The 12,500-nt window shown below is 41.3% G+C and carries 16 protein-coding genes, 2 tRNA genes and 1 rRNA gene; 5 read left to right on the top strand and 14 right to left on the bottom strand.

The window, feature by feature from the left end; all coding sequences use genetic code 11:
• The 3 genes from FBF75_RS16800 to FBF75_RS16790 form a co-directional block, all read right to left on the bottom strand.
• A 16S ribosomal RNA gene (locus tag FBF75_RS16800) occupies positions 1-124 on the bottom strand; the annotation flags it as partial.
• Positions 125-258: 134 nt separating this feature from the next.
• Positions 259-332, bottom strand: a tRNA-Gly gene (locus FBF75_RS16795).
• Positions 333-347: 15 nt separating this feature from the next.
• Positions 348-424: transfer RNA gene (locus FBF75_RS16790), tRNA-Arg, on the bottom strand.
• A 369-nt stretch (positions 425-793) separates the two neighbouring features.
• Between FBF75_RS16790 and gltP the strand changes: the two genes are divergently transcribed.
• The gene (gene gltP, locus FBF75_RS16785; protein WP_024719154.1) at positions 794-2,044 is read left to right on the top strand and encodes a glutamate-aspartate/proton symporter GltP; all 1,251 of its coding nucleotides are present in this window, start codon (positions 794-796) and stop codon (positions 2,042-2,044) included.
• Between the two features lie 38 nt (positions 2,045-2,082).
• On the opposite strand, the gene FBF75_RS16780 is transcribed toward gltP, so the two are convergent.
• Both FBF75_RS16780 and FBF75_RS16775 read right to left on the bottom strand, forming a co-directional pair.
• Positions 2,083-3,102 (bottom strand): S66 family peptidase, encoded by a 1,020-nt coding sequence (locus FBF75_RS16780; RefSeq protein WP_017366696.1) that lies wholly within the window; start codon positions 3,100-3,102, stop codon positions 2,083-2,085.
• A 79-nt stretch (positions 3,103-3,181) separates the two neighbouring features.
• The gene (locus FBF75_RS16775) at positions 3,182-4,057 is read right to left on the bottom strand and encodes a DMT family transporter (protein ID WP_136944969.1); all 876 of its coding nucleotides are present in this window, start codon (positions 4,055-4,057) and stop codon (positions 3,182-3,184) included.
• Positions 4,058-4,353: 296 nt separating this feature from the next.
• On the opposite strand from FBF75_RS16775, the gene FBF75_RS16770 reads away from it, so the two are divergent.
• Positions 4,354-5,079, top strand: coding sequence for an AzlC family ABC transporter permease (locus FBF75_RS16770; protein ID WP_136944968.1), 726 nt, complete (start codon positions 4,354-4,356; stop codon positions 5,077-5,079).
• Complete coding sequence (locus FBF75_RS16765) at positions 5,076-5,396, top strand: AzlD domain-containing protein (protein ID WP_008346681.1); 321 nt, start codon at positions 5,076-5,078, stop codon at positions 5,394-5,396. Before FBF75_RS16770 ends, FBF75_RS16765 begins: the two co-directional genes overlap by 4 nt.
• Positions 5,397-5,431: 35 nt before the next feature.
• Here FBF75_RS16765 and FBF75_RS16760 read toward each other — a convergent pair whose 3' ends face one another.
• Positions 5,432-6,094 (bottom strand): O-methyltransferase, encoded by a 663-nt coding sequence (locus tag FBF75_RS16760; RefSeq protein ID WP_008346684.1) that lies wholly within the window; start codon positions 6,092-6,094, stop codon positions 5,432-5,434.
• A 153-nt stretch (positions 6,095-6,247) separates the two neighbouring features.
• Positions 6,248-6,433 (bottom strand): CsbD family protein, encoded by a 186-nt coding sequence (locus FBF75_RS16755; protein ID WP_008346686.1) that lies wholly within the window; start codon positions 6,431-6,433, stop codon positions 6,248-6,250.
• Positions 6,434-6,575: 142 nt separating this feature from the next.
• Here FBF75_RS16755 and FBF75_RS16750 point away from each other — a divergent pair, with 142 nt between their 5' ends.
• A complete protein-coding gene (locus FBF75_RS16750; RefSeq protein WP_481746903.1) occupies positions 6,576-7,109 on the top strand; it encodes an N-acetyltransferase family protein in 534 nt (177 codons plus the stop codon).
• 4 nt (positions 7,110-7,113) lie between these two features.
• Here the strand turns inward: FBF75_RS16750 and FBF75_RS16745 are convergent, their stop codons facing one another.
• On the bottom strand, positions 7,114-7,701 hold the full coding sequence (locus FBF75_RS16745) for a LysE family transporter (protein ID WP_136944966.1): 588 nt from the start codon (positions 7,699-7,701) through the stop codon (positions 7,114-7,116).
• A gap of 112 nt (positions 7,702-7,813) precedes the next feature.
• Between FBF75_RS16745 and FBF75_RS16740 the strand changes: the two genes are divergently transcribed.
• Positions 7,814-8,368 carry a helix-turn-helix domain-containing protein gene (locus tag FBF75_RS16740; protein WP_024719162.1) on the top strand — a complete coding sequence of 185 codons (555 nt, stop codon included), beginning with the start codon at positions 7,814-7,816 and terminating at the stop codon, positions 8,366-8,368.
• Positions 8,369-8,411: 43 nt separating this feature from the next.
• On the opposite strand, the gene FBF75_RS16735 is transcribed toward FBF75_RS16740, so the two are convergent.
• The 6 genes from FBF75_RS16735 to FBF75_RS16710 all read right to left on the bottom strand — a co-directional run bounded on the left by FBF75_RS16735 (position 8,412) and on the right by FBF75_RS16710 (position 12,485).
• Positions 8,412-8,705: a hypothetical protein gene (locus FBF75_RS16735; RefSeq protein WP_024719163.1), complete on the bottom strand. Its 294-nt coding sequence runs from the start codon at positions 8,703-8,705 to the stop codon at positions 8,412-8,414.
• Between the two features lie 349 nt (positions 8,706-9,054).
• A complete protein-coding gene (locus tag FBF75_RS16730) occupies positions 9,055-10,107 on the bottom strand; it encodes an LLM class flavin-dependent oxidoreductase (protein WP_024719164.1) in 1,053 nt (350 codons plus the stop codon).
• 17 nt (positions 10,108-10,124) lie between these two features.
• Entirely contained in the window at positions 10,125-10,748 is a 624-nt protein-coding gene (locus FBF75_RS16725; RefSeq protein WP_039170198.1) for a nitroreductase family protein, read from the bottom strand.
• The gene (locus FBF75_RS16720; RefSeq protein ID WP_007496406.1) at positions 10,732-11,205 is read right to left on the bottom strand and encodes a MarR family winged helix-turn-helix transcriptional regulator; all 474 of its coding nucleotides are present in this window, start codon (positions 11,203-11,205) and stop codon (positions 10,732-10,734) included. The genes FBF75_RS16725 and FBF75_RS16720 overlap by 17 nt, the downstream gene beginning before the upstream one ends.
• A 109-nt stretch (positions 11,206-11,314) precedes the next feature.
• Complete coding sequence (locus FBF75_RS16715; RefSeq protein ID WP_220482510.1) at positions 11,315-11,818, bottom strand: dihydrofolate reductase family protein; 504 nt, start codon at positions 11,816-11,818, stop codon at positions 11,315-11,317.
• Positions 11,819-11,933: 115 nt separating this feature from the next.
• Positions 11,934-12,485 (bottom strand): TetR/AcrR family transcriptional regulator, encoded by a 552-nt coding sequence (locus tag FBF75_RS16710; protein ID WP_024719167.1) that lies wholly within the window; start codon positions 12,483-12,485, stop codon positions 11,934-11,936.
• Positions 12,486-12,500 lie beyond the last annotated feature (15 nt).

Genomic DNA, 12,500 nt, shown 5'->3' with positions numbered 1-12,500 from the left:
CCCACGTGTTACTCACCCGTCCGCCGCTAACATCCGGGAGCAAGCTCCCTTCTGTCCGCTCGACTTGCATGTATTAGGCACGCCGCCAGCGTTCGTCCTGAGCCAGGATCAAACTCTCCGAAAAAGTACAAAACCGAAGTTTTGTTTTTCGTCAGCGTTTGACTGACTACCTATGAAGTATCATAGGATTTTTTTATAAAAACTCGAATTAACAGGTACGTTTTGTCTTGTTTAGTTTTCAAAGATCATCTTTTAAAATGGAGCGGGTGATGAGAATCGAACTCACGACATCAGCTTGGAAGGCTGAGGTTTTACCACTAAACTACACCCGCGTGGTTAAATGTTATTGGCGCGCCCGAGAGGAGTCGAACCCCTAACCTTTTGATCCGTAGTCAAACGCTCTATCCAATTGAGCTACGGGCGCTTAATCAGGCGACTTAATTATCTTAACATATCGTTTTTATTAAGTCAACATCTTTTTGAAGTTTGTTTATCGTATCTGTCTGAGCATCAGTGTTTCAGATGCGTCATCAGCGACGAATAAAAATATACCATGAATCACGCAAAAGGGTCAATACATTTTTCTAAAAAAGTTTCATGTTTTTTAAGAAGTGCTCTTTTGTTAGATAAATAGAGTTTCAATCGCCCTATTTTCATTTCTTTCTTCATAATTCTAATGATTCTTAAATAAAATCTTTCTAAATCCAAAGGAGGACAAAACATGGTCACCTAGAATTTTTATTTATTGGAAAATTCTTAATATTTTCCATGCATTTAAAGGAGGTAGGAGATGATGAAAAAGTTTGTCGCTTTTCAAATCATGATCGCTTTGGTGATAGGAGCTCTTATCGGCCACTTCTTCCCTGATTTCGGAATGGCACTGCGGCCCATTGGGGATGGCTTTATCCGATTGATTAAAATGATTGTAGTCCCTATTGTTTTCTCTACGATTGTCATCGGCGCAGCTGGCAGTGGTGGAATGAAGAAAATGGGTAGTCTCGGATTAAAGACAATCATTTGGTTTGAAGTCATTACGACCATCGTTCTTGGAATCGGGCTTTTATTGGCCAACGTGTTAAAGCCAGGCGTTGGACTCGATTTCTCTCAATTAGCTAAGAAAGATATTGGGGAACTCGATGGTTATACTCAAAAGGTCGTCGATTTTAAACAGATGGTTTTAGACATCATTCCAACCAATATCATCGATGTCATGGCTCAGAATGATTTACTAGCAGTGATTTTCTTCGCTATTTTATTCGGTGTAGCCGCAAGCGGCATTGGGAAAGCTTCCGCTCCTGTCCTTACCTTCTTTGAATCAGTAGCACAAATTATGTTTAAGCTCACACAAATGGTCATGGTGACAGCTCCTATTGGAGTTTTAGCATTAATGGCAGCTTCTGTCGGACAATACGGCATTGTTTTACTCATTCCTATGATGAAACTTGTTGGCACTGTCTTCTTAGGATTGTTTATTATTCTATTTGTTTTGTTCCCTCTTGTCGCACTGATCTTCCGTTTTAACTACTTCGAAGTGTTGAAAATGATTTGGGATTTGTTTTTAGTGGCCTTTTCTACTACAAGTACAGAAACTGTTCTTCCACAGCTCATGTCACGGATGGAGAAATACGGCTGTCCGAAAAGAATTGTTTCCTTCGTCATCCCGTCAGGTCTTTCTCTTAATTGTGATGGTTCAAGTTTATATTTATCGGTTTCCTGTGTGTTTCTTGCACAAGCGTTTGGCGTCGATATGAGTTTATCACAGCAGCTCCTCATGATGCTTGTCCTTGTTTTAACAAGTAAAGGCATTGCAGCTGTCCCGTCTGGCTCACTTGTCGTTCTTTTGGCAACAGCTCATGCAGTAGGTCTGCCAGCAGAAGGTGTCGCTATTATCGCCGGTGTTGATCGGATTATGGATATGGCTCGAACAGGCGTGAATGTTCCTGGACATGCGGTTGCCTGTATTGTCGTCTCTAAATGGGAAAAAGTATTCCGAGAGTCTGCATGGGAAGTTCCGAAAGCAGGTGAAGAAACAAAAGGAATGTAATGTTTTTTATGAAGGAAAGGGGTCACCCTTTCCTTTTTTCATGGCAAAAATGTCTGCTTCAGCACGGCTTTACCTTCTTGTTGCAACTGCACCTCCGCATATGCTCCGTTAATGAGGGTCATTTGCGGCGGTACGTGTCCACAATCAATATCGTAAACAATCGGTATTTGTAATTCCTTATGCAATTCTTCATATAGATCCGTATATTCATATCCTTCCACAGGAGTGTCCACTGCACTCCTGCCAAACATGATGCCAGAGCAATGATCAAACCAGCCTGCTAGTTTTAATTGGACAAGAGACCTCTTCATACTCGCAGCATTTAATTCACAGTTTTCAAAATACCATAGAATGGGTTCACCTTTCAGGTATGTTTCTTGAAAAGCTTTGACATCTCCAAAAGGCGTGCCAGCTAAGTGCCGAATCACATCAATACAGCCACCCATCAGTCTTCCCTTCATCGTCGTCTCTAAGTGATCAACAGTACGCCATGCGGTTGGTTCGGTTAAATGAAAGACATGAATGCTTGGATGGTCATACTGCCATTCCTTTTGATACATATCAGAAGAAAATTGAGTAACGTCCTTTTTCTCTGGAGTGGAAAGTATTTGTTCCCACATAGCCGTCACCTGATCAAGCTCTTCCCCCTGAAGATCCACAAGGTTCGGTCCATGCGCTGTTGCAATGCCTGTGTTTAATGTCAAAGCTAATAGAAGGAGACTTGTATCCGAGTAACCAAGAATCCACTTTTTTTGCATCACTGAGAAATCAAGATGCTCTAACACTTCAATAAGCAGCTGTCCACCCCATGGCGGGATGATGTGGTCAATCTCATGACAAGTCATCATCCGCTGTAACTCATTTGCTCGCTTGATTGCAGGAGCTGATTTCGCTTTTTCCTGTTGCCATACTGTCTCTCCACATATAACTTCATAGCCTCTTTTTTTCATCCGATCGCAAGACAGTTGAAACATCTCATGCAAAGAGGGCTGCACACCTGAGGAAGGTGCTGTCACCCCAATCGTTTGTCCTTTTTGCAAAAATGGATACTGGATCATCCTGCTCACCTCCACCTTCTATGAATCTCTCATCTATTCATTGTAAAGAAAATTCCCCTTCTCCAAGGGGAATCTCGTCTTACTCTCTCTGACGCAGGACAGTATATACACCTGCGAAAATACACAAAATCCCAACAAACGAACGTAAGCCCATCTCTTCACCTAGAAGCATCCATCCAAGGATCGTGCCAACGATTGGTTGAAAGAAGAAAAACAGACCACCGCTTGAAGCGTCCATCAGTTGAAGCCCTCTATTCCACAAAAAGAAAGCAAGGGCCGTTGAGATGATACCTAGATACAGAATGCCACCCCATATTTCCGGTCTTGCCATTTGCTGCACATCAAGATGAGGCAAACGAAACAAGACGGGTGGTGTTAATACGATAAAGGCCACAATGATCGCATATGTTGTCGTCACTACTTGAGGATACTTTCCTGGAACTCGTTTCAAAAGAACAGACATGAGCGCCCATGTTAATGCAGCAATAACCAGTGAAAGCCCGCCAACAAACTCATCCGTTTGAACAGCGACAGGCCCAATCATCATCAGTACACCTACTGTAGCAAGCAGAATGGAGACACACTTTCTCATTGTGAAAGATTCTTTTAATAGAAAGAAAGCGAAAAGCACCATAAAAGCAGGTGTGGCCGATGTGATGACGGCACCCATTTGTGCAGACGTATACATTGTGCCAATTTCTTGGGTCACGATCGAAAGAAAGTTGCCAATCAATCCAATCGCCACAATCAGCGGGATATCCTTTTTGTCTAACCGAAAAGAGTAGCCCAAACGCCAAATCGTGAACACAAGAACGACTCCAGCTATTGCATATCTCATCCAGACGAGCTCAAGTGGCGGGACCAACGCAACTGTTACTTTGACCACTACATACATACCGCCCCAAATACTAGCAGCTAACGTTAAGTAAAGGGCTCCTATATATTTTTCATTCATTTTTTCCCCTCCGTTACTGGATATATTCACTGCGATATCCACAAACGGAGATCACTCTCCGTTATGGACGGAGGTGATTTGGTACATCATGTTCAAATAAAGGCTTCCATTGCATATCAGTCACCCCAATTGTTTTTATTTTCTGATTACTTTATAACAAAATCTGGTTCACTTCAATCCTTTTTTATCGCCACGTTTCTTCATATAATAGAAGTTCAATAGGATTGACATGATGTATTCGTTTTCTTATAGTAAGTAAAACAATTGATGTTTACACAGAAAAGGAGTAGAGGTATTTGGATGTTGAAGCTAGGAAACACATTCCCACTGCCGGAAACGAACCGTTTCTTGAGGGAATAAAAGATTGTGTGCCAACCTTGCTTGGTTATATGAGCATTGGGTTTGCCTTTGGAATTGTTGGCATTAGTTCGCAGTTAAGTATATGGAAAATCGCGCTGTTATCTATCTTTATTTATGCTGGCGCTTCACAGTTTATCATCTGTGCATTACTTGTGACAGGAAGCCCTCTTTCCGCTATTATTTTCACCACGTTCATTGTCAATTTACGGCATTTGTTACTCAGCCTTACGCTTGCCCCCCATTTTACACGCTACTCTGTAAAGCAGAACATCGGATTTGGTCTTCTGCTTACTGATGAATCCTTTGGCGTAGCGATGAATAAATTAGCACAGCAAGGAAAATTGAATAACAGATGGATGCATGGACTGAACATTACAGCTTATTTATGCTGGATTGCTGCGTGTACACTTGGCGGAATATTCGGACACTGGATTTCAAATCCAGAGGCGCTTGGTCTTGATTTTGCCCTATCCGCGATGTTTGCTGCGCTGCTCATTCTTTCTTTACAGACGGTGCCAAAAAATAAGCTCACCCATCGCTTATCACTTGTTTTATATATGTTTGTTGCGATGTTTGTGCTGCTTCATTTTGTTCCTTCACACGTGGCTGTTTTGTTGGCAACTGTGCTTGTTGCCACTATTGGGGTGGTGACAGATAAATGATTAGCAGTTTTATGTTATGGCTCATTCTTGGCTGTATGATTGTGACCATCATCCCAAGAGTCGTTCCATTTTTATTTGTAAGGAGTATACAGATGCCAGAAGTGGTGCTCAAATGGTTATCATTTATCCCCATTTGTATATTTACCGCTTTGATTGCAGAGCATCTATTCATACATACTACAGCAGGCGTCACCATTCACTGGATGTACCTTGCTGTCTTGGTTCCAACTGTGTTAATCGCTGTTTGGACAAAAAGCTTGTCCCTCACCGTTCTAGTAGGCGTCATGCTGATGGGCACAGCTAGATGGTTTTTCTAATAGAAAAAGCTTAACCGGATGCGGTTAAGCTTTTTTCATTTTACGATACCGTATACAAAGCCGTCATAGCCTTTTTCGCCAACAGTTTGAATAGCGGTTGCCTCAATTCTCGACTCTTGTTTGAGTAAATCGAAGAATTCACGAGTTCCCTTCACTCGCTCATCTTGATCAGAGGCATGAAGAACTGCTCCATTTCTGACCACATTGTCTGCAATAATGACTGTTCCCTTTTTTGAGAAGTGTAACGCCCACTTCAGATATTGCGGGTTGTTTGGTTTGTCTGCATCAATGAAAATCAAATCGAACGGGAGCGTATCCTGCTCTTTTAACTGAGATAAAGTATCTAACGCTTTTCCTTGTAAAATGGTGACACGTTCTGCTAGGCCTGCTCTGTCTATGTTTTGCTGTGCTGTTTCTGCATGATGACTGACAGCCTCTAATGTCATGAGTTCTCCATCCGCTTCAAGTGCACGGGCAAGCCAAATGGTACTATAACCGCCAAGTGTACCGATTTCTAAAATGCGCTTTGCACCCTTGGTTTTTGCTAACAAATAAAGCAGTTTTCCTTGGGCCGGCGACACATCTATTTCTGGTAATCCGGCTTGCTTATTCTTGATAAGAGTTTGCTCCAATACGTCATCTTTAGCCATCAATTTGTCTTTGATATACTCGTCAACTTTCCCCCATACTTGCTCCAAGTCATCCATCTCCCTTGTTCATGTCTTCTATTTAAAGTCTACATGACGGAAGCGAGAATTTATAATCAATTCTTTTCACACACCTATTCATTTTATTGATGAAAGGAATGGGATGATGGATACATGGGGCAAGTACCTGTAAGTATGTGCAAACTACTGATTCAGCTTATTTTTCACGTCACCTTTTTTATCTTGAAGCTTTCCTTTTACTTGATCTTTCTTTCCTTCTGCTTTCAGGTTTTCATGATCTGTAGCTTCGCCAAGTTTTTCTTTCACTTGACCTTTGACTTGATTTGTTTTTCCTTTCGCTTTATCCATATGTCCATTTTGTTCACTCATTTGTTCCACCTCCACGTTTGATACTGTTTATTTAGCCTTTTTGCACATGACAAAACATCTGAGTGTGCTGTGTGCGCGTTTCAGGTATGATAGACATAATGGAATGAAAGGTTGGTGGTCTGTTCAATGATCATTTCTGAAAGTGTTCACTGTACGTGGTGTGACCTATCGTATTCGCTCTGCTGCATCAGCAGATGCCAAACAGTTATCAGCTCTCAGACTGAAAATCGATGGTGAAACCGAATATTTAGATCGTGAACCGGGTGAAGCTTTTATTGATGAGAAAGGGTTCGAGGCGTTGATTCAAGAGGATTCCAATGAATGCCGTCATCTCTTTTTAGTTGCAGATATTGAAGGAGACATTGTCGGTTTTTCAAGATGCGAAGGACACCCACTTAAGCGCTCTGCTCACAAAGTAACGTTTGGCGTTGCCGTACAGAAGGCCGCTTGGGGCTATCACATCGGGAAAGAACTTTTAGCTACATCGATCGACTGGGCAGATCAGCAAGGCATTCAAAAGATGTCACTTCAAGTAATGGAAACCAATCAAAAAGCCATTCGTTTATATGAACACTATGGCTTTGAGATTGAAGGCTTGTTAAAAAAAGATAAACGGCTGGCGGACGGCATGTATTATGATACGGTTGTGATGGGCAGGCAGCGGCCAGTCTCCTGACCGCTTACATGACATAACTCCAGATCATCGAAATCGCACTATACATAAGCAGCAGCCCCATGACGAACTGGAACGGCCGCTGATAAAGAGTTAAAAAACGCTTGAATACAGAGCCAAATAAACTCCAGCTAAATGTGCCTAAAAAACCAATGATGGCGAGAATCAGCGTCAACAACATGTATTGCATATTGGACTGTCCATACGGCAGAACAAAAGTGGAAATGACGGTTAACCCATACAAAATGGCTTTCGGATTAATAAATTGCAGCAGCATCCCCGGGATAAAATGATTATAGCGGTCTAATGTTTCGTCATCTCCGCCATTACTTTTCATGATTTTAACAGCCAAATAGATCATGTAACCGGCTCCGATGAAAGCCATGACCCAGTCTATTTTCGGCATGACTTGATAAAGAATGAGATTAAAGAAACCACTCAAACACAAAATGACCAAAAATCCGATCCCAACCCCTAAACAAAATCGAAATGTTTGCTTGACCCCATATTTATTCGTAAAGACCATCGCCATGATATTATTCGGCCCAGGGGTGAAACTGGTAACAAAAGCATAAATCAACATGGAAACAATCAAATCGTTACCTCCTTTTCATACGTTATTTAGACTCAAAAGTCTTTATTGCGTATATTACGTTTCATTGTACTATTCGGTCGTTATAAAGTAAATAAAAGAAAGGAGTTTTTTGATGGAGGATGTACAATCAATTATTGCTAGAAATGTCAAACTGCTAAGAGAGCAAAAGAAATTAAGCCTAGAAAAGATGGCTGAGGTAACAAGTGTGAGTAAAACGATGATTGGGCAAATCGAAAGAGGAGAATCCACACCGACCATCACCACTCTGTGGAAAATCGCCAATGGGTTGAAGGTGTCTTTTAGTGAACTCATATACGCACCGCAACCTGAAATTAAGATCGTGCGAAAAGAAGAAGGACAAGTTTTAACCGAGGACGAGGGAAAGTATCGGGTATATACGACGTTCCCATTTGATGACCTGAGAAAATTTGAAGTCTATCAGGTAGAAATTGATCCTCATGGGTCGTTAAGTGCGGAAGAACATATCGGCGGTACAGAGGAATTGATTACCGTATTTGAGGGAGCACTTGATTTATCAATCGGTGATGAGCAATACACATTACAAGCTGGCGACTCGATTCGGTTTAAAGCTGACCGTGCCCATGAGTATAAACAATCAGGAGAACAGATGGTACGGATGCAAATGATTCTTTATTATCCCCATTAAAAAAAGCTGACAGGCTTGTCCACCTGTCAGCTTTACATTTTATTTAATTAAATCCTGGATCGCGTACAACCGTTCCAGTAAAGGTAACTCTATATTTTCCTAAACCTAACTCTTCAATTGACGATTGATAGAGAATACCGACCCATCCATCCTTTGCATATGTAATACTTGATGGGATGTTTGACGTCGTATATGTTCTCGTTTCCGAGACGGTTCGACTTGCTTGTACCGTTACTTCACTGCTTACTTTCCCCTTCGCTTCTACCGGGACAGCGGTGACACCCGCACCCGTTAAAACAATTGCTCCAACCAAAACAGAAGTTATGACCTTTTTCATACAAAAATCCCTCCCTTTTTTTGTTGAACATATTAACCATACCATAATTTAGAACTTTCGTAAGTTATTTTTTCATTTTTTTGAAAATTATGATATGATTGTCTTATGCTGGATAGAGGGTGTTACATACTTCTATGCTTTTATCCTCACCTCGTTCTAGTGAAGCAATTGATAACGGAGGTGATTTCATGAAAAAATGGCTTATCTGTTTTCAACTTGTTTTCCTCTTCACCTTGACGGCCACACCATTTGCTTCTGCTGCTTCATGCCCTACAGTGAAACCATGTGTTATTGATCCTTAAGCATAAGAAAAAGTCGATCAAGCCTATTCACTTGATCGACTTTTTTGTTATGCTTGTTCGGCTTCCCAGCGGGCAACCTCTTCTCTTACTTTAGGAGCCACTTCTTTCCCAAATAACTCAATAGCTTTCAGCACTTGATCATGCGGCATTGAACCGACCGGTACGTGCAGCATGAAGCGCGTAATGCCTACATTTTTTCGCAAATGAATCACTTTCTCTGCCACGGCATCTGGATCTCCTACATACAATGCACCTTCTAATGTTCTTGCTGCATCGAATGTAGAACGGGTATAAGGTCCCCAGCCTCGTTCTCTTGCTAATGTATTCATGACATGCTGTGTAGAAGGGAAGAATTGATCTGCTGCTAATTCTGTTTCCTCCGCAACAAATCCATGTGAATGGGATGCCACCGTTAATTTCTCAGGATCATGTCCAGCGTGAATCGCAGCTTGCTTGTAGAGCTGCACTAGCGGTGCGAACTGTCTAGGGCTGCCGCCAATAATGGCAAGGACAAGTGGCAATCCTAATAATCCAGCACGTACGACAGATTCTCTGTTTCCTCCACTGCCAATCCAGATGGGAAGCGGATCTTGAACAGGTCTTGGATATACGCCGACATCCTGAATGGAAGGACGGTGCTTACCGCTCCACGTCACACGCTCTGACTGCTGTAATTTCAACAGTAAATCTAGTTTTTCTTCAAATAATTCTTCATAATCATCTAAGTCATAGCCAAAAAGCGGGAACGATTCAATAAATGATCCACGGCCAGCCATGATCTCTGCACGACCGTTAGAAAGGCCATCTAATGTCGCAAAATCTTGAAACACACGAACAGGATCTGCCGATGAAAGAACAGTTACGGCACTTGTCAGACGAATATTCTTTGTTTGCGTTGCCGCAGCTGCTAATACGACTGCTGGATTTGATGCGGCAAAATCTTCACGATGATGCTCTCCTACACCAAAAACGTCCAGACCCACTTGATCTGCTAAAATAATTTCTTCTACTACTTCACGAATACGCTGTGCGTGGCTGACTGTTTTTCCTGTTTGAAAATCAGGTGTTGTTTCTACAAATGTACTAATTCCTAGTTCCATGAATGGAACCCCCTATCTTATAAATATGTCACAAATTCAGAGACCGGCTTGCGGTAGCCTCTCGCTTGTCTGCTTTCTACTTTTTCTTTTCCGAGCGTGATCATTAATACAGGAACCAAATCTGATTCGATGTTTAACACCTTTTTCATTGCTTCGGGGTCAAAGCCGATCATTGGGCAAGTATCCCATCCCTTGTTTTTGGCGGCAAGCATAAATAGCATGGCAGATAATGAAGCATTGCGAATCGCCTCTTCTTTCTGAAAGTCTGATCCTCTCTGCACATAAAAACTCATCGTCTCTCTGACCATTTCCTCATATTGTTGCGCATTTAAGATGCCGAGCATTTTTAGGCCTTCATAAATGTTTCCTGCTTGCTCATAAGCTTTCGGATCGCCGAGTACAATGATCGCTGCTGAAGCGGAATGCACCTTATATTGTCCAAATGCAGCATCTCTTACTTGCTCTTTAAGCGCTTCTGATTGGACGACGACATATTGCGTATGCTGTAAATTAAAGGCTGAAGGTGCCAGCTTCACTTCTTCAAAGATACTATTAAGCTCTTCTCTCGAAATCGAGATATTTGGCAAAAAATTTGATGCTGATCGTCTTTCACGTACCAATGTATCAAAGCTGTGTGTCATCTTGTTTCCCCTTTTCGTGAAGTTGTTTTGCACCTAAACCGATTTTTTTCAACCATTCAATGAGCTGCTCTTTTTCCTCTGTTTCGATAAAGGACAGATTTTGTGAAATGACATCTGTATGTTTTGGAAAAATATCGTCAAATAGCTGCTTCCCTTTATCTGTCAGTAATACATGGAATACACGTTTATCAGAAGGTGCACATTGTCTTTTGACTAATTCTTGTTTTTCTAATTTGTTGACCACATAGGTGATGCTCCCACTTGGAATGGATAGAATCTCACTAATTTTTTGAACGGGATGTGGTCCCTTACTATACAGTAATTCAAGAATTTGAAAATTTTCAAATCCGATATCATAACGTTCAATGTCTTTTTGGATATTTGCAAAAAGGGCATGGTAGGCTTTCATCCACACTCGGAAAAGCCTTAAGTCTAATTCCTGATCTTGCTGCACCATGGCAACTACTCCTTTTTCAATAAATCCTAAAACTAGGATAAATTTATCCTAACACTAGGATATTTTCTTGTCAACGTGTTTGTTTGATTAAAAAAAAGACCCCTGTGATTCAGTGGTCTTCATTTGACACAAAATGCATTTCAGCAATTTGTTTGTATTGATTCACTTGTTGTAATGAAAATCTAGATTCCTGATCAGTTGGAGGGAAAAGAGGGATTCCTTTTCCAATCATGACAGGTGCGATTTGGAGATACAGCTCATCGACTAATTTTTCTTTTAATAATGCTTGAAGCAGTTCCCCGCCTCCTACTATCCATATATGCTGCCCTTTTTCATTTTTTAAGTTGTGGATAAATGAGAGAACATCTTCACGAATGATACGGGTTCCTGTATGACTGTCTTGTAAAGTGCGAGAAACGATATAACATGTCTTGTCTTCATAAGGAAACCCATCAGGTGAGAGCTTTAGAACCTGTTCATATGTGTTCCGTCCCATGATCAGCGTATCGACTGAAGCATAAAATTCCTCATAACTCGTATCCTCTTCGCCCTCTGTTCCTATGAGCCAATCTAAACGGTGATCATCCCTTGCTAAATATCCATCAATGCTCATTGCCCCATAAAATAGTAATTTCCTTTTCAATCTCACCACTCCCCGCCTGAAATAAGAACGTATATTCTCATTTTAACAGAAAGAATAGATAAATGATATATGATCCATTCGTTTCTTACGATTCCTGTTCTACCTTCATGAGAAGTTTGTACAAGATGTGTGCAAGCTGCCCCGCTTCGACTGTCATCCCTTCATGAATCCATTCCTCCAGTACACCAACAACACCAGACACAACAAATGAGGCCACAATCTGTTCATGCTCCGTAATTTGCCGCTGATCAAGCTGCCACTCTTTCATGATTTTTTCTTTAAAAAACGATTTGAATTGATTCGTCGTTGGGCTATTCGGTTTGACAAACAACGTCATCATGAATTGTTTTTCTTTTAAATACTCAGTTGTTTTGTTTAAAAAGGACAGCATATCAAGCGGGTCCTGGCTTGGAAACGATTCATCGTATAGTCCGCCAAGCTGATCGAATAGTTCCTTCTCAAGCTGTTCATGCAAATCAAATACATCTTGGTAGTGCAAATAAAAGGTCCCTCTTCCTAAATCCGCTCTTCTAGATAGCTCTGATACTGTAATTTGCTGAACATCTTTTTCCTTTAAAAGCTCAAGAAAGCTTTCCCGTATCGCCTTTTTGGTTTTGATTGTTCGTCTGTCCTTCATCAAACACCCTCCATT

The organism is Bacillus sp. S2(2019) (assembly GCF_005144805.1).
Classification (GTDB): Bacteria; Bacillota; Bacilli; order Bacillales; family Bacillaceae; genus Bacillus; species Bacillus altitudinis.
This window is presented reverse-complemented; position numbering and strand designations above follow the sequence as displayed.